Origin of the sequence: Sphaerisporangium rubeum (assembly GCF_014207705.1) — a bacterium.
Taxonomy (GTDB): domain Bacteria; phylum Actinomycetota; class Actinomycetes; order Streptosporangiales; family Streptosporangiaceae; genus Sphaerisporangium; species Sphaerisporangium rubeum.
This window is the reverse complement of sequence record NZ_JACHIU010000001.1, coordinates 3,711,343-3,734,549: the sequence shown is the minus strand read 5'-3', so window position 1 is coordinate 3,734,549 and position 23,207 is coordinate 3,711,343. Positions and strand designations below refer to the sequence as shown.

Below are 23,207 nucleotides of genomic sequence, written 5' to 3'. Positions count from 1 at the left end.
GTTTCCTTTCGTTCGGTTGTCATGACGCGTGGTCTTCAGGTGACGCGGCTCACCAGGGCCCGCAAGGCGCGGAACCAGGTGCCGGCCAGGTCCTGGACGTCGTCCTCCGCGAGCAGTTCCGTGGCGTAGGCCCAGTGCGCCGTCAGGTGGGGGCCGTCGGCGCGGTCCTCGGTGAGCGCGTTGACGGTGAGCGCGTGCGACAGCGGCATGCCGGGGTCGGCGTCGAGGTCGGCGGCGTCCTCCTCCGGCGCGTAGGACCAGTCGGCGGCCTCGGGGTGGCCGAAACGGCCCATGTAGTTGAACTCGACGTCCGGCTCCGGGTACGCCGCGAGGACCGGCCCGGTGACCGGGTCGAGGTGGCGCAGCAGGCCGTGACCGAGTCCCGCGACCGGCGGGGCCGCGAGGTGCTCGCTCACCCCGCCGAGGATGTCGTCCAGCGCGGGGCCGCCGGCGAGCGCGTCGTCCAGGTCGGCCGTCCCGGTGTCCAGGCGGACCGGTACGACGCTGGTGAACCACCCGACGGTGCGCGACAGGTCCGCGTCATCCGCCAGTTCCTCCTCGCGGCCGTGTCCCTCCAGGTCCACCAGCACCGACGTGCCGCCGTCGGACCTGCGGCGGCGCCAGTCCGCGACCGCCACGGCCAGGGCCGTGAGCAGCACGTCGTTCACGGTCGCCCCGAACGCGGCCGGCACCCGGGTGAGCAGCGGCGCCGTGCGGTCCGGCGGCAGGGTCAGGGACAGGTACCCGGTGGTGGCGACCATGTCCCTGTCCGGGTCGAGCGCGCGCGGCAGCGGCAGCGCGCCGCCTCCGGCGAGCATCGACGTCCACAGCGGCAGCTCCTCCCGCGTCGCCCGGCCGGTGGCCCGCTCGGTGAGCAGCTCCGACCATCGGCGGAACGGCAACCCGGCGGGTACCGCCGTCACCGGCCTGCCGGCGGCGACGTCCGTCCACGCGGCGGCGAGGTCCGGCAGCAGCACGCGCCACGACACGCCGTCCACCACCAGGTGGTGGATCATCAGCAGCAGCCGTCCGGGACGGCCGGGGCCCGCGTCGAACCACACGGCCCGCACCATCCGTCCGGCGTCCGGCGCCAGCCATGCCCTGGCCGCGCGCGCGTGCTCCGCGACGGCGTGCCGCAGCGCGGCGTCGTCCGCGCCGGTCACGTCCACCCGGTCGATCCAGCCGGCGGCGTCCACCGTGCCGGGTTCCGGCACCTGGAGCGTCCAGGGTCCGGTCCGGTCGAGGCGCGCTCGGAGCATGGCGTGGCGGTCGGCGAGCGCCTGGAGGATCACACGCAACGCCGTCAGGTCCAGCGCGGCGGGGGTCCGGACGAGCGCCACCTGGTGGTAGCCGTCGATGGGGCCGCCGCGTTCCCGCATGGCACGCATGATCGGCGTCAGCGGCACCGTCCCCACTTCGGACGACCGGTCCCCGTCCTCCATGCCGTGCGGGGTCACGGGAACCGCGACGGCGGCCAGCGCGGCGACGGTGCGGTGCCGGAACACCTGGCGCGGCGTGAGCCGCAACCCGGCCGCGCGGGCCCGGCCGACCAGGCGCATCGCGACGATGCTGTCCCCGCCGAGTCCGAAGAAGTCGTCGTCGGCACCGAGCCCGGTGGCACCGAGCACCTCGGCGAACACCTCGCACAACACACGCTCGGCCTCGGTCCGCGGCGCGCGGCCCCCGCCGCCGGTCAGGTCAGGCGGCGGCAGGGCCGCACGGTCCAGCTTGCCGTTCGGCGTCACCGGCAACCGGTCGAGCACCACGACGGCCGCAGGCACCATGTAGTCCGGCAGCGACGTCCCGGCCCAGGCCCGCAACCCGGCCGCCTCCAGCGGCCCGGCGGCCACCTGCCTGTACGGGACACCGCCGTCGGTGTCGATCCCGGTCCCGGGTGAGGCGCCGGTCGTGACGGCGGGGACGACGTAGGCGACCAGGCGCTTGAGTGACGGGGTGTCCTCGCGAGGCACGACGACGGCCTCGGCGACCGACGGGTGGCGGCGCAGGACGGCCTCGATCTCGGCGGGCTCCACGCGGAAGCCGCGGATCTTGACCTGGTCGTCGGCGCGGCCGAGGTACTCGACGCGGCCCTCCTCGTCCCAGCGGGCCAGGTCGCCGGTGCGGTACATGCGAGCACCCGGCTCACCGGCGAGGACCGCGAACGGGTCGGCGGTGAAGCGCTCGGCGGTCAGGCCGGGCCGGCCGAGGTAGCCGCGGGCCAGGCCCGCGCCTGCCAGGTACAGCTCGCCGGTGACCCCCGGCGGCACGGGACGCAGGGCCCCGTCGAGGACGTAGGCGCGGGTGCCGGCGACCGGCCTGCCGACCACAGGCCGGCCGGTGTCGGCGACGCGCGCGACCAGCGCGTCCACGGTGGCCTCGGTGGGGCCGTACAGGTTGAACGCCGCCGTGCCAGGTAGTGCCGCGAGCCGGTCCCACAGCGGTCCCGGCACGGCCTCGCCGCCGACCCCGACGACGGCGAGCGGGCACTCGCCGTCGCCGATCAGGCCGCTGTCGGCCATCTGCGCGAACATCGACGGGGTGACCTCGAGGAAGTCCAGCCGGTGCGCGCGGACGTACGCGGCGGCCAGCTCGGGGTCCCGGCGTGTCTCGTCGTCCATGATGTACAGCGCGTGGCCGTCCAGCAGCCAGAGCTGCGGCTGCCAGGACGCGTCGAACGAGAACGACCAGGCGTGTCCGACCCGCAGGTGCCGCCGTCCTGTGGCGCGCCGCGCGGGCTCGTGCAGGGTGCGCCGGTGACTGTGGAACAGGTTGGCCACACCGCCGTGCGTCACCACCACACCCTTCGGACGGCCGGTGGAGCCCGAGGTGAAGATGACGTACGCGGGGTGCGCGGGATCCGGGGCCTCAGGCGGATTCCCGCCGTCCGACGCCGCCAGCCGCGCCACCGTCTCCGGCGCGTCCAGCACCATACGCGGGACATGGGCCCCCGCCCCGCTGTCCGTTCCCGTGGTGGTGACCATCAGACACGGCGAGGCGTCCGCCAGGATCTCCTCGGCGCGGGCCGGAGGGAGATCGGGGTCCAGCGGCAGGTACGCCGCTCCGGACTTCAGCACCGCGAGTACGGCCGCGACGTGGTCCGCGGTACGGGGCAGCGACAGGGCCACGAGACGCTCCGGCGCCGCGCCGCCTGCCGTGAGCAGCCGTGCGAGACGGTTGGCACGGTCGTTCAGCTCGGCGAACGTCCAGGTCAGCGCGCCGGACACCACGGCGGCGGCGTCGGGGGAGTTCGCGGCCTGCCGCTGGAACAGTTCGGTGACGGTGGACGGCGCGGTGCCGTTCCAGATGGACGGGACGGCACGGCCGGTGTCGTCCCGGGTGGGGGGGACGGTGCGGCCGGTGCCGGCGGTGCTGCCGGTGGTGTTCCAGGTGGAGGGGACACTGCGGCGGCCATCGGCGGTGGGGCCGGTGGTGTTCCAGGTGGACAGGATGGTGTGGCGGGTCTCGGGGGTGAGGATGTCCACCGTGCCGAGAGGTCGTGCCGGGTCGTCGGCGATCGTGGTCAGGACCTGGATCATCGCGGCCGGCATGCGCTCGGCCGCCGGCGTTCCGAACAGGTCGGCGCGGTACTCGGCGGTCAGGGTGAGTCGTTCTCCTGGTTCGACGGCCCAGGTGAAGGGGTAGTGCGTCGCGTCCCTGTGCTCGCGGACGGTGACACGCGGCATCCTCGCCGGGGTCCCGCCGGGTGCCGGGTCACCGGCCGGCCGTGTCCCCGGCAGGTGGCCGCCGGTGTCGTCGGCCGGAGAGGGGTCACCGGTCTCCTCCTCGGGGACCGGGTAGGACTCGAAGACGATCAGGGTGTCGAACAGGTCGCCGTGGCCCGCGTGGCGCTGGATCTCGGCCAGTCCCAGGTGGTGGTGCGCGATGAGCGCGGACTGCTCGTCCTGGAGGCGGGACAGGTACGCGGCCACCGGTTCGGTGTCGCGTACGGCGACGCGGACCGGGACGGTCGTGATGAACAGCCCCAGCATCGACTCGGCGCCGTCCAGGTCGGCGGGACGGCCGGAGACGGTGGCGCCGAACACCACGTCGTCCCGTCCGGTGAGCCGGGACAGCACGACACCCCAGGCACCCTGGACGAGTGTGTTCAGGGTCAGGCCGTGTTGACGAGCGAACGCGGTCAGCCTTCCGGTGAGCTCCTCGCTCAGCTCGGTGGTGAGCGTCTCAGGGACGAGTGGCGGCCGGTCCGGATCGGCCGGCACCAGATGCGTCGGGCCGTCGAGCCCGTGCAGCGCCGCACGCCACACGGCGCCGGACGCCTCGGCGTCCTGGCGGGCCAGCCACGCCAGGTGGTCACGGAACGGACGGACACGGCCGCCTGCCGAGGTGGCGGTGAGGAAGGGAACACGGTCACCGGCCGGGGTCGCGGTGAAGGGAGGGACACGGTCGTCTTCCGGGGTCGCGATGAAGGAAGAGACACGGTCACTCGCCGGGGTCGCGGTGAGCGGCGCGCGACCGTACAGGCCGGACAGTTCGTGTACCAGGCGCGGCAGGGACCAGCCGTCCAGCAGGAGGTGCTGGTGGGACAGGACGAGGCGGTGGCGCTCCGGCGCGAGGCGCACCAGCAGGAGGCGCAGCAGCGGCGGCTCGGCGGGGGTGAACCTGCGGCGTTCCTCGGCGAGGCACCTCTCCCAGCGGTCCGCCGCCGTCGCGTCGTCCAGGCCGGACAGGTCGGCCTCGCGCCACGGCAGGGCCGCCACCGGCGGTACGACGGCCACCGGACGGCCGGACGACAGGTGGCGGAAACCGGCCCGCAGGTTCTCGTGCCGGTCCAGCACGGCCTGTCCCGCCGCACGCAGCCGCGCCGCGTCGAGCGGTCCTTCGAGGTCGTAGGCCACCTGCACCGTGTACACGTCCGGCCCGTCGTCCCCCGCGTCGAACGACGCGTGGAACAGCAGGCCCGCCTGCAACGGCGTGACCGGCAGCACGTCCCCCGGCCATGCCTCGGCCTCGGCCCGTTCCGCCTCGGTGAGAGGGTTCCGGCCCCACACGTCGGTGTCCGGCACGGTGACGCCGGCAAGGGAGGCGGATGCGGCGTCCCGGTCCCCGGCGGACTCCGCGTCCCGGTCCTCCGCCGTGCGCGTCGATGGCACACCGAGGTGGTCCGCGGCGGGAAGGAGCGCGGCCAGCGCGGCGGGGGTCCGGTGGCGGAACACGTCCCGGGGGGTGACCGGCAGGCCGGCGGCGCGGGCCCGTGCGGACAGGCGCATGGCGACGATGCTGTCCCCGCCGAGCGCGAAGAAGTCGTCCTCCGCGCCGGCGAGCGGCACGCCGAGGACCTCGGCGAACAGCCCGCACACCAGTTCCTCGCCAGGCGTGCGCGGCGCCAGCCGTCCGGCGCCGGCGGCGAAGTCGTGGCGCGGCAGGGCCTTGCGGTCGAGTTTCCCGCTCGGTGTCAGCGGCAGCGCCTCGAGCACGGTGACCGCCGCCGGCACCATGTGCTCCGGCAGCACCGTCCGCGTGTACTCGCGCACGCCGGCGGGGTCCACGGTGGCGGGGACGACGTACGCGACCAGCCGTCCGTCCTGCACGGTCACCGCGGCGGCGGACACGGCGGGATGGCCGGTGACGGCGGTCTCGACCTCGGCGGGTTCGACGCGGAAGCCGCGGATCTTGACCTGGTCGTCGGTGCGGCCGAGGTACTGGAGCGCGCCGCCGGGGAGGTGGCGGGCCAGGTCGCCGGTGCGGTACATGCGGGTGCCGGGAAGGCCGTAGGGGTCGGCGGTGAAACGCTCGGCGGTGAGACCGGGACGGCGCAGGTAGCCGTGCGCGAGCTGGACCCCCGCGAGGTACAGCTCACCGGGGACGCCGGGAGGCACCGGACGCAGGGCCGGGTCCAGGACGTACGCGCGGGTGTTCCACACGGGACGGCCGATCGGCACGACGGCCGCACCGGGTGGGACGAGCGTCGCGGTGACGTCCACCGACGCCTCGGTGGGGCCGTACAGGTTGTGCAGCTCGGCCGGCAGCACGGCGTGGCAGCGGTCCGCCAGGTCGGCCGGCAGCGCCTCACCGCTGCACAGCACACGGCGCAGACCGGTGCACCGGGTGGCGGTGGGCTCGTCGAGGAACGCGCGGAGCATGGACGGCACGAAGTGCACCGTCGTGACCCCTTCGTCCTGAATGACGCGGGCCAGGTACGCGGGGTCCTTGTGTCCCTCGGGCCTGGCCACCACGAGCGCCGCGCCGGTGACCAGCGGCCAGAAGAACTCCCACACCGACACGTCGAAACTCGACGGCGTCTTCTGCAGCACCCGGTCGTCCCCGGTGAGCCGGTAGGTGTCCTGCATCCACAGCAGCCGGTTGGCGATCCCCTCGTGCGGCACCACCACCCCCTTGGGCCGTCCGGTGGACCCCGAGGTGTAGATCACGTACGCCGGGTCACGCGGGTCGTACGTCGGCGGCGGCGCTCCACGGCCAGGTGTCGGGGAATCGACTCCCCCGGCTCGGGGCTTCTCGGCGGGACTCGGAGAACCGCCGGACCGCGAGCCGGGAGCGGTCTCGTCGATCCACGCGCCGGTGGCGAGGTCGTAGGCCGCGGGTCGGACATCATTGGGGAGGCCGTCGCGCAGGACCAGAGCGGGACGTGCGTCGCGGAGCATGAAGGCGACGCGTTCGGCCGGGTAGCCGGTGTCCAGCGGCAGGTAGGCGGCGCCGGACCGGTGGACGGCGAGCAGCGCGATCACCAGGTCGGCGGAGCGCGGCAGCGCCACGGCCACGGTGCGGCCGGGGCCCGCGCCGAGAGCGGCGAGGGTCCGTGCCACCTGGTCCACCCGCGCGTCGAGCGTGGCGTACGTGAGCCGTCGCGTGCCGTCGACCAGGGCCAGAGCATCGGGGGTGCGTGCGGCCTGCGCGCGGAACATCTCCGGCAGGGTGCGGCGGGGGACGTCGCGCGTGGTGGCGTTCCACTCGTGCAGCACCAGGGTCCGCTCGGCGTCCTCCAGCACGTCGAGGTCCCGCACCGGCCGCGTCGGGTCGGCGGCGACCTGTTCGAGGAGCCGCACCAGGCGGCGGCCGAGGGCTTCGGCGGTCGTGTGGTCGAACAGGTCGGCGCTGTACTCGATCCAGCCGTCGATGCCGCCGTCCTCGTCGCGCTCGGCGAAGTCGAAACTCAGGTCGAACTTGGCGGTCGCCTGGCCGAGCGGTTCCGGCCGCGCGGTCAGACCAGGCAGCTCGGGTGCGGCCCCCCGGTCCGGCAGGTACACGACCATCACCTGGAACAACGGGTGCCTGGCCGGTGACCGCGCCGGGCCGACGGCCTCCACGACCCGTTCGAACGGCAGGTCCTGGTGCTCGTACGCGGCGAGGTCGGTCTCACGTACCCGGTCGAGCAGGCCGGCGAACGTCGGGCCGCCGGATAGGTCGGTGCGCAGCACCAGCGTGTTGACGAAGAACCCGACGAGGTCCTCCAGCCGTTCGTCCCCTCTGCCGGACACCGGTGCGCCGAGCGGGATGTCGTCCCCGGCGCCGAGCCGGTGCAGCAGCGCCGCGACGGCGGCCTGCGTGAGCATGAACATGCTGACGCCGTGCGCGCGGGCCAGCGCGCGCAGCTCACGCTCCAGGTCCGCGCCGATGGTCAGCGCCGCCGCGCCGCCACGGTGGGACGCCTCCGCGGGCCGGGGCCGGTCGGCCGGCAGCGGCAGCTCCTCCGGCAGGCCGTCCAGCGCGCGGCGCCAGTGGTCCGCCAGGCGGTTCTGCCGCGCCTGCGGGTCACCGGGGTCGCCGAGCAGGTCGCGGTGCCAGGCCGCGTAGTCGCCGTACGTGACCGGCAGCGGCGCGAAGGCAGGAGCGCGACCGGCGAGCCGTGCCTGGTAGGCGGTGGCCAGGTCCCGCCACAGCGGCCCGTCGGACCACTCGTCGGTCGCGATGTGGTGCGTCACCAGCAGCAGCACGTGCTCGCAAGGCGCGGCGGCCGGAGCGCCGGCGCGCAGGTGGAAGACCTCCAGGCGGAGCGGTGGTTCGTGGTCGAGTGCGAAGGGACGTGCGGCGGACGCGGCGAGCCGGGCCGGTAGTTCCTCCTCGGTGACGTGCTCGGTGCGTACGGCCTCGCGCAGCGCCTCCGGGGGGAGGAGCAGGCGGTGCGGGTCGCCGTCGCGGGACGGGAACACGGTGCGCAGGGGCTCGTGCCGCGTGGCGAGGTCCAGTACGGCGGCGGTCAGCGCGGCGACGTCCAGCTCGCCGTGCAGCCGCCACGCGGCGGGAAGATTGTAGGCGGCGTTCGGGCCCTCCACCTGGTGCAGCAGCCAAAGGCGTAGCTGCGCGGACGACAGCGGCGCGACCTCCATTGCTCGACGCGCGAGGGCCGGCAGGTCGCCGTCCGGTGCGCGCAGCCGACCGGCCAGGCGGGCCGGGGTCGGCGCCTCGAACACGGCGCGCAGATCGGCTTCGGCGCTCAGCACGGTCCGTACCCGGCCGATGAGCCGGGTCGCCAGCAGGGAATGACCGCCGAGCGCGAAGAAGTCGTCGTCCGGCCCGACCCTCGGCACGCCGAGCACCGCCGCGAACACCTCACACAGGATCTCCTCGCGAGCGTCTCTCGGCCGGCGCGCGGCGGTGTGCGTGTCGTCCGGCGCCGGCAGCGCGCGGTGGTCCAGCTTGCCGCTGACCGACCGCGGCAGCGCCGGCACCGTGACGTACGCGGACGGCACCATGTACTCAGGCAGCAGAACGGCGAGGTGCTCCCGCAGCTCCGCCGTGTCGATGCGCGTATACGTGGAACCGGCCACCCGCTCGGCCGGCGAACCGGCTCGCCTGTGGTCTTCGCTGTGCGCGGCGGGAACGGCGTAGGCGACCAGGCGCCGTACCCCTGGGGTGTCCTCGCGGAGCAGTACGGCGGCCTGGGCCACCGACGGGTGGGTGCGCAGTGCGGCTTCGATCTCACCGGGTTCGACCCGATAGCCGCGGAGTTTGACCTGGTCGTCGGCGCGGCCGAGGAATTCGAGCGCGCCGTCGAGACGGCGGCGGACCACGTCGCCGGTGCGGTACAGCCGCTCGCCGGGGCCGCCGTAGGGGTCGGCGACGAACCGTTCGGCGGTGGCGCCGGGACGGCCGAGGTAGCCGTGCGCGAGACCGGCACCGGCCAGGTACAGTTCACCCGGCACGCCAGGGGGTACCGGACGCAGCGCGGTGTCCAGGACGTGCGCGCGGGTGTTGGCCAGCGGCGCGGCCCAGGGTCGTGGCCGTCCGGGGCTCGCGCCGTGGCGGCCGTAGGCGTCGACGGCGCACTCGGTGGGGCCGTACAGGTCGTGCGCGGTCACGCCGGGGAGCGCGCAGAGCTGGTCCCACAGCGACGCGGACACGGCTTCGCCGCCGACGGCGACCACGGCGGGCCGGTGGCCCGGCCGGCCGGGGTCGAGGAAGCCGAGGTGGGCCAGTTCCTGGAGGTAGGTGGGGGTGAGGTCGACGAAGTCGATCCGCCGCTCGGTGATGTGGCCGAGCAGCGCGGCGGGTTCTGCCATGGTGGCCTCGTCCACGACGTGCAGTTCGCAGCCGGCGAGCAGCCACAGCAGCGGTTCCCACGAGCCGTCGAAGCTGAACGACGCGGCGTGGACGGCGCGCGGCGCGTCCCGTCCGGCGGCGCGGCACGCCGGTCCGATGATGTCCTCGGCGTGCGAGCCGAAAAGGTTGCTCAGGCCGCCGTGCGTGCCGAGCACCCCCTTGGGTCTGCCGGTGGAGCCGGAGGTGTAGATCACGTAGGCCAGGGACTCCGGTGACAGCCGCGGCTTCGGCGCGGGACCGGGTGCGGTGCCGTCCCAGGTGTCGAGCAGCAGGAGCGCGGGGCCGGCCGGAGTGCCGTCCTCGGTGCCGAGCGGCGCGGTCGCGGAGCCGTCCCTGGTGGCGAGCTGGAGTGTCGGACGGTGGCCGGGTGGCAGGGAGGTGGCGAGTGCGGTGGTGGTGATGATCAGGGAGGGGGTGGCGTCGGCCAGGGTGTGCGCGAGGCGGTCGGCGGGGTGTGCGGGGTCGAGTGGCAGGTAGGCGGCGCCGGTGGTGAGGACCGCGAGGAGCGCGGGGACGGTGTCGGCGCGTGGCAGTGCGAGGGCCACGACGTCGCCGGTGGTGACGCCGTGCGCGGCGAGCAGCGCGGCGAGCGCGTCCACGCGGCCGGCCAGTCCGGCGAACGTCAGAGTGCCACTCGCGGTGACCAGCGCGGTCCTGCGGGGGTGCGCGGCGGCGGCCGCGGCCAGCAGTTCCGGCACGGTGCGACGGTCCACCTGGCGGATGGTGGCGTTCCATTCGCCGAGGGACGCGGCCAGTTCGCTGGGGGTGAGCACGGAGATCTCCGACAGCGGACGGCCGGGTTCGGCGGCGAGTCTCTCCAGCAGGAGCACGGTCCGGTCGGCGAGGGCCTGGGCCGGCTCGGGGCCGGTGCGGTCGGCCGCGTATTCGAGCAGCAGGGTGAGGCGGTTCTCGGTGGTGTGGTCGACGAACGTGAAGTCGAGGTCGAACTTGGCGGTCCCGGCGTGGACCGGCCACCATTCGGCCGGCATGCCGAGCACCTCGGGGTCGCCGTCCGGCCGGTGGTGGTAGCCGAGCATGACCTGGAACAACGGGTTGCGTCCCGGCACGCGCGGCGGGTTGAGCGTCTCGACGAGCCGTTCGAACGGCAGGTCCTGGTGCTCGAACGCGGCGAGGTCGGCGTCCCGCACCCGCGCGAGCAACTCGGTGAACGACGGATCGCCGGTCAGGTCGGTCCGCAGGACCAAGGTGTTCACGAAGAACCCGACGAGGTCGTCGAGCGCCGTGTCGGTCCGGCCCGCGATGGGTGCGCCGAGCGGGATGTCGTCCCCGGCTCCCATGCGGTGCAGCAGGGCCGCCACGGCGGCCTGCAGCAGCATGAACATGCTGGTCCCGGTGCGTGCGCTCAGCTCACGCAGGGCTCGCGAGGTCTCCGCCGGCACCTCGGCCCGCACGGTGCCGCCTGTGCCGGACGGCACTGCGGGCCGTCCGCGGTCGAGCGGCAGCGTGATCTCCTCCGGCATGCCGTCCAGCGCGGCCCGCCAGACGCGGAGCTGCCGCGCCGCCACACCGTCCGCCACGCCGGGTCCAGTTGGTTGCCCCGCCGCCACACCGTCCCCTGCACCGGGTTCAGCGAGTTGCCGCGCCGCCGCACCGTCCCCTGCATCGGGTTCAGCGAGTAGCCGCGCCGCCGCACCGTCCCTTACGTCGGGTTCCGTCCTGAGAAGTTCTTCCTGCCAGAGCGTGTAGTCGGCGTACTGCACCGGCAACGGGGTCCACTGCGGTGCCTGACCGGCCTGCCGGGCCCGGTACGCCGTGCCGAGGTCGGTGAGGAACGGCCGGTCGGACCACTCGTCGGTGGCGATGTGGTGCAGTACCAGCGCGACCACATGGTCGTTCTCCCCGGTGCGGAACACGTGCGCGCGCAGCGGGATCTCCGCAGCCAGGTCGAACGGCCGCCGCACGAAGTCCGCGACCGCTTCTTCCGTTCCATGCGGGCCGAACGGCTCCGGCACGACGTCCGTGACCGGCCCGTCCGCCGGCGGCGCGTCGGTCACGGTGAACGGGACGGTGACCGTCCCTGCGCGGAGTATGTGCTGGTAGGGCTCGCCGTCGTGGCCGGGGAAGACCGTGCGCAGCACCTCGTGGCGGTCCACCACGTCGGTGAGCGCCTGCCGCAGCGCCTCGATGTCGAGCGGGCCGGTCAGGCGGAACACCAGGGGGAAGTGGTAGGCGTCGCCGCCGCTCAGGTGCTCCGACAGCCACAGGCGGCGCTGCGCGGGGGACAGCGGGATCCGGGCCGGCCGCTCGGTGACCGGCACGACGGGGGGACGCGCGGGTGCGGCGGTCGTGAGCCTGGCCGCGAGCAGGGCCGGGGTGGGGGACTCGAACAGGTCGCGGATGGCGAGTTCGGCGCCGAGGGTCGCGCGTGCGCGGCTCACCAGGCGGGTGGCGAGCAGGGAGTGTCCGCCGAGGTCGAAGAAGTCGTCGTCGGGGCCGGTCTCCGGCAGGCCGAGCAGGTCGGCGAACAGGCGGCACAGCGCCTCCTCGGCCGGTGTGGCGGGTGCGCGGCCACCGGCGGACGGCGCCACGGGCTCGGGGTCCGGCAGCGCGCGCACGTCGAGCTTGCCGTTGTCGTTCATCGGCAGCCGGTCCAGCGTGACGAAGGCGGCGGGGACCAGGTACGCGGGAAGCCGCCGCCGCAGGTCCTCCCGCACCCGCCGCACCAGCCCGTCGGCGTCCTGACCGGCCGCCGGAGTGTTGGCGTGCGCCGCGGCCCCGGCGGGCCGGTACAGCCCCGCGACGGCGCCACGGCCGTCCCAGCCGTCCGGTCCGCCGTCGACCAGCACCGCGTCGTACGCGCCGGGGGTGGCCGACCATGTGGTGAGCAGCCGGTAGCCGTACGCGGCTGCCAGTTCGTGCAGCGTCTCGGGGTCCACTCCGGCGGTGCCGCCGGGTTCGGTGGCGAGGCGGCCGTCGGGGACGCCGGTCACCCGCAGCCGCGCCGGAGCGTCGTCCCGCAGGCAGGCGGCGAGCCGCGCCACGTCCGCCGCATCGCCGTGAGCCGGCCCGTCCGCGGGTCCGCTCTCGGCCGTACCCGCCGGATCCGCCAGGGATCGCCACGTCACGACCGGTTCGCCGCCGAGCTCCACGGCGGGGACGCCGGTGTGGAGGACGACGTCGTAGCGGTAGCGGGTCAGTTCGTTGTGGTGCGTGCCGCGTTTGGTGCGCAGGTCGGCGGGGTGGCCGAAGGTCGTGAAGAAGTCGGGGTCGAGCAGGAGTTCCTTCTCCATGGCGAGGCCGCGTTCCACGGCTCGGCGGAGCCGGTCGGAGCCGGGTTCGCCGCCGCGGGTGAGCTGGACGGCGGTGTGGAACGCGCGGGCCAGGCGCAGGTTGCGCACGTCGCCGATGAACAAGGCTCCACCGGGGGCCAGCAGCGACAGCGCTCCGTCGATCACCTCGGTGAGATAGCCGGCGCTCGGGAAGTACTGCGCCACCGAGTTGACGACGACGGTGTCGAAGTACCCGGCAGGCAGGCCGGTGCGGTCGTGCGCGGCGAGGTGACGCAGCTCGACCTTGGCGGCGAGCGCCGGGTCGCGGCGCAGGTCGTCGCGGAGCTTGCCGATGACGGGGGCCGCGAAGTCGGTGGCCCAGTACGCCTCTGCGTGCGGCGCCAGCCGGGACAGCAGCAGACCGGACCCGACGCCGATCTCAAGGACGCGGCGCGGACCGAGCTCAAGGATGCGTTCGACGGTGCGGTCACGCCATTCGCGCATGTGCTCCACCGGGATGGGCCGGCCGTCGTAGCTGCTGTCCCATCCGGCGAAGTCGTCCTCGGTGTGGACGGCGGTGCCGATGCGCGCGTACTCGTCGGAGTAGATCTCCCGCCACTCCCCCACGCGGGCCTGTTCGGCGGCCCGGCGTTCGGCGCCGGTGAGCGCGGCCGGCACCAGGTACGCCACCAGCCGCCGGTCACCCGGCCGCAGCGGGTCGGCCGCGGCGACGACGGCGGCCCGCGCGACCCCGGGGTGCGCGGCCAGTGCCGCCTCGACCTCCGCGGGTTCCACCCGGTGGCCGCGGATCTTCACCTGGTCGTCGGTGCGGCCGAGGTAGTCCAGCTCGCCGCTCGGCCGGCGGCGCACCAGGTCACCGGTGCGGTACATGCGTTCCCCCGGCTCGCCGCCGGGGCAGGCGACGAACCGCTCGGCGGTCAGGTCGGGACGCCGCAGGTAGCCGCGGGCCAGGCCGGTGCCGGCGAGGTACAGCTCACCGGGTACGCCGTCCGGCACCGGCCGCAGCCAGGCGTCCAGGACGTGCGCGCGGGTGCCGCGGATGGGCCGGCCGATGGTCGGGGTCTCGCTGTCGTGCGTGCCGCCGCCGGACGCGTTGATGGTGTACTCGGTGGGGCCGTACAGGTTGTAGCCGTAGGTGCCGCCGGTGTCGCGCAGCACCGTCCACAGCGCCGGCGGCACGGCCTCGCCGCCGAGCAGCACCAGCGGCGGCCGGTGGCCCTCCAGCAGGCCGTTCTCGATGAGCAGATGCGCGTACGTCGGGGTGACGTTGACGACGTCCACGCGGTGCGCGTCGCAGTACGCGGTGAGCGCCTCGGCGTCCCGCCGCAGCTCCTCGTCGCAGATGTGCACCTCGTGGCCCTCGACGAGCCAGAGCAGTTCCTCCCACGACATGTCGAACGCGAACGACACGGTGTGCGCGACGCGCAGCCGCCTGCCGCCGGCCGACGCGACCGCCGGTGCGAAGATCTCGGCGCGGTGGTTGAGCTGCATGTTGGTGAGTCCCCGGTACGGCGTGACGACCCCCTTGGGCCTGCCGGTGGAGCCGGAGGTGTAGATCACGTACGCGGGGTGCTCCAGGCTGAACGGCGGCCGTTCCCGCGAGGTGAGCGGCCCCGCGGCGAGCGCGTCCAGCTCGGCGCGCGCGTCCGGGCCGTCGAGCAGGACCCGCGGCACGTCCGGCACCGCGCCGTCGAGCCGGGCCGCGACCGCGCCGGTGGTGAGCAGCAGCATGGGCCCGGCGTCGCCGAGGGTCGCGGCGAGCCGTTCCGCCGGGTGGTCGATCTCCAGCGGCAGGTACGCCGCGCCGGTCCGCAGCACCGCGAACAGCGCCACCACCGTGTCGATGGAACGCGGCAGGCCGAGCGCGACGACCCGTTCCGGCCCGGCGCCGCGCGACAGCAGCAGGCGTGCCATGCGGTTCACGCGGCCGTCCAGCTCGGCGTACGTCACGGACCGGTCACCGGCCACCAGCGCGGTCGCGTCCGGGGTGCGGACGGCCTGCGCGGCGAGCAGGCCGGCGACGGTCTCCTCGGGGACGTCCACGCGGCTCACGGTGTGACTCCGGTCCAGCGCGGCGTGTTCGGCGGGAAGCAGCGGGTCGAGCCGGCCGGCGGGTGCCGACAGGTCGGCGGTGAGGCGGCCGAGCACCGCGGCGATCCGGTCGAGCAGCGCCGCGGCCCGGTCGTGGTCCACGACGTCGGGACGGTAGGCGACGGTGACCTTGATGCGGCGGCCCGGGGTCACGACGACGTTCACCGGGTAATGGGTGGCGTCGACGTTGGCGACGGCGTGCGCGCCGTACCGGTCCGCGAGGGAGGCGAGGCGCTGCTCGGTGTCGCCGTCGCGCATCACGAACAGTGTGTCGAACAGCCGCCGGTGACCACTGGCCGCCTGGATCCGGCCGAGGCCGTGGTGCTCGTACGGCAGCAGTTCCAGCCGTTCGTCCTGCACACGCCGCAGCAGGGTGAGGACCGGTTCGGCGGGGTCGAACGCGATGCGGGCCGGGACGGTGTTGAGGAACATGCCGATGACGTTCTCCACGTCCGGCACCTCGGCGGGCCGGCCCGCGACCGTCGTGCCGAACACGACGTCCGTGCGGCCGGTGGCGGTGGCGAGCACCAGGCCCCACACGGCGGTGAACACGGTGTTCAGCGTCAGGCCGTGCCGCCTCGCGACGTCCCGCACCCGGTCACCGAGCTCCTGCGGCAGCAGCAGGTCGACGGGCTCCGACAGGACGCCGCCGGTCCGCGTGTCCCCGGCCGCCTCGGCGAGCAACGTGGGTTCCGCCAGGCCCGACAGCGCCGCGCGCCATGCCGCGTCGGCGGCGTCGAGGTCTTGGGTGGCGAGCCAGGCCAGGTAGTCGCGGGAGGAACCGGCCGCCGGCAGCCCGGCCGGGTCGCCGCCGGAGGCGTACAGCGCGAACAGCCGCTCCAGGAACAGCCAGGCCGACCAGCCGTCCCACAGCAACAGGTGCCGGCCGACGACCAGCCGGTCACCGCGGCCCGCGCCGAGCCTGATGAGCAGCAGCCGGAACAGCGGCGGCCGGTCCAGGTCGAACCGCCGGGTCCGCTCGTCGCCGGTCAGCTCACGCAGCCGCGCCTCCCGTTCGCCGTCCGGAAGACCGGAGAGGTCGGCGACCTCCAGCGGCACCGGCAGGTCGCCTGCGACGAACTGCACGGGCCGGCGCAGTCCGTCGCTGGTGAACCCGGCGCGCAGCCCCGGGTTCCCCGCCAGCAGCGACACGGCGGCGGCCCGCAGCCGGTCGGCGTCCAGCCCCGCGGGGAAGTCGAAGGACTCGTGGACGGTGTAGACGTCCAGCGAACCGGTGTCGAAGGTCGCGTGGAAGAACAGCCCTTCCTGCAACGGCGTCAGCGGCCAGACGTCGGTCACGTCTTCCCCGGCGAGCCTCCGCACGCGGCCCAGTTCCTCCTCGGTCAAGCCGAACGATTCACCGGACGTCTGCGTGGGGACGCGGACACGACCGGCGGCGGTCGCGAGAGCGGCCGGGGTGCGGTGGGTGAACACGTCGCGCGGTGTCACGTCGAGCCCGGCCCGGCGGGCCCGCGCGGCGACACCGATGGAGGTGATGCTGTCCCCGCCGAGCAGGAAGAAGTCGTCGTCCACACCGGCCTCGGCGAGCTTGAGCACGTCCGCGTAAATGCCGGTGAGGACCCGTTCGTCCTCGGTGCGCGGCGCGCGCGCGGCGGCCCGCACCGCCTGCGGGGCCGGCAGCGCGTCGCGGTCCAGCTTGCCGCTCGGCGTCAGCGGCAGCTCCTCCAGCGCGACGTACGCCTCCGGCACCATGGCCGCGGGCAGCGCCTCCGCCAGCGCGGCCCGCAGCGTCGCCGCGAGGTCCGCCGCCCCGGCCGGTTCCGCCAGGCCCGCCGGCGCTTCGACGTGCGGCGTCCCGGCCGGGACGAGGTAGGCCACGAGGCGGCCGTCGCGCACGGTGACGGCGGCGCGGGACACCGACGGGTGCGCGGTGACGGCGGCCTCGATCTCGCCGGGCTCGATGCGGTTGCCGCGCAGCTTGACCTGGCGGTCGGTGCGGCCGAGGTACTCGACCACGCCGTCGCGGCGCAGGCGCACCAGGTCACCGGTGCGGTACATGCGCTCCCCCGGCCCGCCGCGGGGGTCGGCGACGAACCGCTCGGCGGTGAGCCCGGCCCGTGCGTGGTAGCCGCGTGCGAGCTGCACCCCGGTCAGGTACAGCTCCCCCGGCGTGCCGGGAGGCACCGGTCGCAGGCGGGAGTCCAGCACCCGCAGGCCGGTGTTCCACACCGGCCGGCCAATCGGCACGACGACGTCCTGAGCGATGAGGCGGCCCGCGTCGGTGGCGGCGCGGGAGGCGGTGCCGTCGCAACAGTGGTAGGTCACGTCCACGGCGGCCTCGGTCGGCCCGTACAGGTTGTGCAGCGGCACCCCCGTGAGTTCCAGCCAGCGAGCCGCCGCGGCCCCCGGCAACGCCTCGCCGCTGCTGAACACGCGCCGCAGCGACGCCGACCAGGACGGATCGCCGGTGACCTCGTCCACCTGCAGGAACGCCTCCAGCATGGACGGCACGAAGTGCATCGTGGTGACCGCCTCGTCGCGGATCAGCCCCGCCAGGTACGCCGGATCGCGATGACCGTCCGGCCGCGCGAGCACCACCGCCGCGCCTTCGCACAGGGCCCAGAAGAACTCCCAGACGCTCACGTCGAAACTCGACGGCGTCTTCTGCAGCACCCGGTCGTCCGCCGTCAGCCCGTACTCCCCCTGCATCCAGGCGAGCCGGTTCACGATGGCCCGGTGCGTGACGACGACCCCCTTCGGCCGGCCGGTGGATCCGGAGGTGTAGATCAGGTACGCGGGGTCGTCCGGCCCGGCGAGAGCGCCTGCCGTGCCGTCCGTGACGTCACCGGGGATCCGGGACGTCGTGGTGTCCCCCGCGGCACCGGCTCTCCCGGACGCGCGGACGTCGCCGTCGTCCTCCAGAACAAGAGGCGACACCTCGCCGGGGAGGGACAGGGCCGTGGCGGCGGTGGTGACGACGGTGGTGGCGCCTGAGTCGGTGAGCATGTGGGTCAAGCGGTCCGCCGGATAGTCCAGGTCCAGCGGCAGGTAGGCCGCGCCGGACTTGAGCACGCCGAGCAGCGCCACCATCAGGCCGGCCGACCGGGGCACGGCGACGGCGACGAACCGCTCAGGCCCGGCGCCTGCGGCCCGCAGCCGGCGGGCCAGGACCTCGGCCCGCGCGTCCAGCTCCCGGTAGGTGAGACTCCGCCCTTCGCCGACGACGGCGGTCGCGTCCGGGGTCCGCGCCGCCTGCGCCTCGAACGCGGCGGCCAGCGTCGTCGCGGCCACGTCCCGCGTCTCCCCCTGCGGTGTCGCCAGTGCCTTCTCGGCGCCGGTCAGGACGTCCACGTCCGCCACGAGCCGTGCGGGGCCGGCGGCGAAGGCGCGAAGGACGCGCGCCAGCCGGTCCGCCAGCGAAGCGGCCGTCGCCGCGTCCACGCGCCGCTCGTGGTACTTCAGGCGCAGGTCCAGCCGCCGTCCCGGCTTGGCGATCAGCGCGACCGGATAATGCACCGCGTCGTGGAACTCGTGCCCCGTGATCCGCACCACGCCGGTGGGGTCGGCGACGCCGTCCCCACCGGGATAGTTCTCCACCACGACGAGACTGTCGAACAACCCACCCGTCCCCGCCGGCCCGGCGAGCCGCTGCACCTCCGCGAGCCCGACCTGGTGACACCCGAGCAGCCGCGCCTGCTCCTGCTGGAACCGCGTGAGCATCGCGGCCAGCGTGTCCGACGGCCGCCACCGCAGCCGGGCAGGTAGCGTGTTGATGCACAACCCGACCATCGACTCGATCCCCGCCACCGCGACGTCCCGCCCCGACACCGTGCTGCCGAACACGACATCCCGCCGCCCCGTCACCACCCCCGCCACCAGCCCCCAGGCCCCCTGCACCACCGTCCCCACCGTGACCCCGAGCTCTCGCGCATGAGCCAGCAGCCGAGCCGTCTCCTCTTCCCCCAGTTCGACCCGCACCTGCGCCGCGTCGATCGCCTGCCTTTCCGCCGGTGCCTCGACGAGCCGTGTGGGTTCGTCGACCCCCGCGAGCGCCTCCCGCCATGCCGCCAGCGCCGCGTCCCGGTCCATCGAGGCGAGCGCCGTCAGGAAGTCCCGGTACGCCGGCGCCGCACCGGCCGGGTCCGTCGTGCCGTAGAACGCCAGCAGTTCCCGGTGCAGCACCGGCAGCGACCACCCGTCCGCCACGATGTGGTGGAACGTCAGCACCAGCCGGTACTCCCTCTCCCCCACGCGTACCAGCGCGCACCGCACCAGCGGCGCACGACCGAGGTCGAACGGCCGCCGCCGCTCCTGCGCCGCGACCACATCCACGTCGACCCCGTCGACCTCCCGCCACGGCACCTCGACCCGAGCCGCGACGACCTGCACGGCCCGGCCGTCGTCCAGCCGCCGGAAACAGGCACGCAACGCCGAGTGCCGATCCAGCACCCGCTGCGCCGCCACCCGCAAGGCCGCGCCGTCCACCGGCCCGGCCAGCGCGATCACCTGCTGCACGACGTACGCGTCCGCGTCCGCCCCGTCCACCTCGGCGTGGAAGAGCAACCCCTCCTGCAAAGGACTGAGCGGCAACACCTCGGCGACCTCCCCGGGACCGGCCACCTCCCCCAGACCGGCGACCTCCCCCGCACCGCCGTCCTCCGCCTCGATCCGCGCGTCCTCCGCCGAGCCGGCCGGCGACCGTCCCTCCTCGTCGTGCTCCTGCGCGGCGACCCCGGCCGGCGCGGCCAGCGCGGCCAGCGCGGCCACCGTCCGATGCCGGAACACGTCACGCGAGGTGAGCCGCACCCCCTCCTCCCGTGCGCGCACCAGCAGCCGGATCGCCACGATGCTGTCCCCGCCGAGCACGAAGAAGTCGTCCTCCGCCGAGACGGCCTCCACCCCCAGCACCTCGGCGTACAGCCCGCACAGCACCTCCTCGCGAAGCCCCCGCGGCCCCCGTCCCGCACTGAGCGTCCCGTACTCCGGCACCGGCAACGCCGCCACATCCAGCTTCCCGCTCGCCGTCACCGGCAGCCTCTCCACCGCCACGAACGCCGCCGGCACCATGTACTCCGGCAACCACTCCGCAGCGAACCCCCGCAACCCCCGCATCAACCCGGAGACGTCCCGGAACGGCACCGGCCGATTGGCGAGCGGCCACCCCCCACCCCTGCGGTAGACCCCCTCGTCCCCCGCGAACACCGCATCCAGAGCCCCGTCCCCGCTTCTCCCGTCCCAGCTCACCCCCACCCGGCACCCGAACCGCTCCCCGACCTCGTACAGCTCTTCCGGATCCACCACGTCACCGGGCCGGACCGGCTCGGGGTCGACGGCGCGCAGAGCGGCGAGGTCCTCGGTCAGTCGCGCGTTGGGGATGCCGGTGACGCGCAGGCGGCGGGGGTTCTCCTCCAGCAGCGCGGCGAGCGCGGCCAGGCCGCCGACCCGGGTCCAGGGGACCTCGGTCGTCTCGTCCGCGGCGACCGCGGGTGAGGTGCGCAGGACGACGTCGTACCGGTAACGGGTCAGCTCGTTGTGATGCGAACCGCGTTTGACGCGGATGTCGGCGTCGAGGCCGAGGGTGGTGAAGTAGTCGGGGTCGAGGAGGAGTTCCCCTTCCCAGCGGACGGCGCGGTCGACGGCGGACGGCAGGTCGGCGGTGCCGCGGCGGGTCTCGACGGCGGCGCGCAGCGTGCGCAGGAGGCGCAGGTTGCGGACGTCGCCGACGAAGATCCGGCCACCGGGGGCCAGGAGCGCGGCGGCACCGAGGAGAACCTCGGTCAGGTACTCGGCGCTCGGGAAGTACTGGACGACGGAGTTGACGACCACGGTGTCGAAGAACCCGGCGGGGAGGCCGGTCAGGTCGTGCGCGGGACGCGCGTGCAGTTCGACCCGGCCGGCGAGCTCTGGCAGGGAGTCCACACGCGCGCGGAGCGCACGGATCGCCTCCTGCGACAGGTCGGTCCCCCAGTACGTCTCGCACTCCCCGGCGAGCCGCGTCAGGACGAGGCCGCTGCCGGCCCCGATCTCCAGCACACGCCGGGGCCGCAGCTCGCGGATCGCCGCGACCGTCGCGTCCCGCCACTCCCGCATCTCCTCCAACGGGATGGGCCGGCCGTCGTACATGCTGTTCCACCCGGCGAACTCCTCCCCGGACGCGGTGTACAGCAGCTCGTGCAGGTCCTTCCACTCCGCGACCCGCTCGGCGGGCTCGGCAGGGGCCGTGACCGGCACCACGTACGCGGCGAGCCGCCGATCCCCCGGCCGGTCCTCCCGCACCACCACCGCGACCTGCTCCACAGCGGGATGACCCCGCAGCACCGACTCGATCTCCCCGGGCTCCACCCGGAACCCCCGGATCTTGACCTGCGCGTCGGCCCGGCCGAGGAACTCCAGCCGTCCGTCGGCCCGCCACCGCACCAGGTCCCCGGTCCGGTACAACCGCTCCCCCGGCCCGCCGAACGGGTCGGCGACGAACCGCTCGGCCGTCAGCCCGGCCCGGCCGAGGTACCCGCGCGCCAGCCCCTCACCGGCGAGGTACAGCTCACCGGTGACCCCGGCGGGCACGGGCCGCAGCCGCGCGTCGAGCACGTACGCGCGGGTCCCGGGGTCGGGGACGCCGATCGGCACGATGGAGCCCGGCGCGATGCCGGGATCGCACAGGCCGAGGGTGGAGTTGGTGGTGGCCTCGGTGGGGCCGTAGGCGTTGAACATCATGCGGCCCGGCGCGTACCGCGCGACCAGCTCGGGAGACACGCGTTCGGTGCCGGCGAGCAGCGTGGCGGCCTCGGGGAGCCGCACGTCCTCGGGCATGGCCGCGAGCAGCGCCGGCGGCAGGATCATGAACGTGACGCCGTTGGCCCGCGCGTACGCGGCGAGTTCCGCACCGGGGTACCGCAGCTCGGACGGCACGACGACCAGCCGTCCGCCGGACAGCAGCCCGAGGCACAGGTCCCAGAACGCGACGTCGAACCCCGGTGAGGCGAACTGCAGCACCACAGCGGCCGGCCCGACACCGAAGCGTTCGCTCTGGGTGGCGACGAGCTTGGCCACGCCGCCGTGCGACAGCACGACCCCCTTGGGCCGGCCGGTGGACCCCGAGGTGTAGATGACGTACGCGGCGTTACCCGCCGACAGGTCCCCGGCGTCCACCTGGGGGTCGTGACCGGCCAGTTCACGCACGGTCTCGTCGGCGTCGAGCACCAGCAGGGGGATCCCGGTGTCCGCCGGCACGTCGTCCTCGGTCTCCCGGGTGACGACGGCGCAGACCGGCCGCGCGTCGCCGAGCATGTAGGCGACGCGGTCGCGCGGGTAGTCGGTGTCGATCGGCAGGTAGGCGGCGCCGGACTTCAGCACGGCGACCTGCGCGACGATCATCTCGGCGGACCGGGGGACGGCGAGCGCCACGACCTTCTCGGGTCCGGCGCCGCGCGCGGCGAGGGCCGCCGCGAGCCGGCCGGCCTGGTCGTCGAGTTCGGCGTACGTCAGCCGGGTCTTTCCGAAGACCAGCGCGACGGCGCCGGGCCGCAGCCGTACCTGCTCGGCGAACATCTCCGGCCAGGTGCGCACCGGCACGTCGTGCGCGGTGGCGTTCCACTCGGTGATGATCTGGTGCCGTTCGCCGGCGTCGAGGAGTTCCAGGTCTCCCACGGGGACGCCGGGCCGGGTGAGACCGTCGAGCAGCAGGGACGTGTAGTGGCCGAGCAACCGGTCCGCGGTCGCCGCGTCGAACAGGTCGGCCCGGTACGCGGCACGCACCTCACCGCCTGCGACGGTCACCACCAGATCGAGCGTCCCTCCCTCGGCGCCGTCCGAGGCGCCGTCCGGAGTGCCGTCCGGAGTGCCGTCCGGAGTGCCGTCCTTGGCGCTGGTCGCGGCGCCTGCGTCGGCGCCTTCCGCGGAAGGGCCGTCACCCGTTCGGAACGCGGTGTTGAAGAAAAGCCCGCCACCCCTGGTCGGCTCGGGTCCGAGTTCGGCGGCGAGCGCGGCGAGCGGCACGCGGTGCGCACGGGCCTCGTCCAGAGCCGCCGCGACGACGGCGCGCAGCTCGCCGAAGGTCGTACCGCCGCGCGCCTCCACACGCAGCGGCAGCCCGTCGCACCCGAAGGTGACGTCCGGCGTGCCGGCGTACCGGTGCAGCAGCGCGGCGTACGCGGCGAGCAGCGCGTCGTGCGGCGCGGCGGCCGGAAGGGGCCGGGTGCGGGTCTCGACCTTGACGGTCGGCGACGGCGGGTAGGGACGGTCGGCCGGGAGGGGGATCTCGCGCGGCGGCGGAGCGAGCCGGTTCCGCCAGTACGTCATCGCGTGCTCGAGCACAGGTGCCCCCGCCTCCCAGGTAGGACGAAACAGCTCTGCTGAGCCATCCAGATTCGGACGAAACAGCTCAGGCGA

1 protein-coding gene is annotated in these 23,207 nt (G+C 74.6%); it reads right to left on the bottom strand.

Going from position 1 to position 23,207, the window contains the following annotated elements; all coding sequences use genetic code 11:
- Positions 1-35: 35 nt before the first annotated feature.
- Positions 36-23,117, bottom strand: a complete 23,082-nt coding sequence (locus BJ992_RS16055) for a non-ribosomal peptide synthase/polyketide synthase (RefSeq protein WP_184988219.1) — start codon at positions 23,115-23,117, stop codon at positions 36-38.
- Positions 23,118-23,207 lie beyond the last annotated feature (90 nt).

Coding starts and splice junctions, on each gene's coding strand:
- BJ992_RS16055 (WP_184988219.1), bottom strand. CDS start 23,117: ATGACGTACTGGCGGAACCGGCTCGCTCCGCCGCCGCGCGAGATCCCC.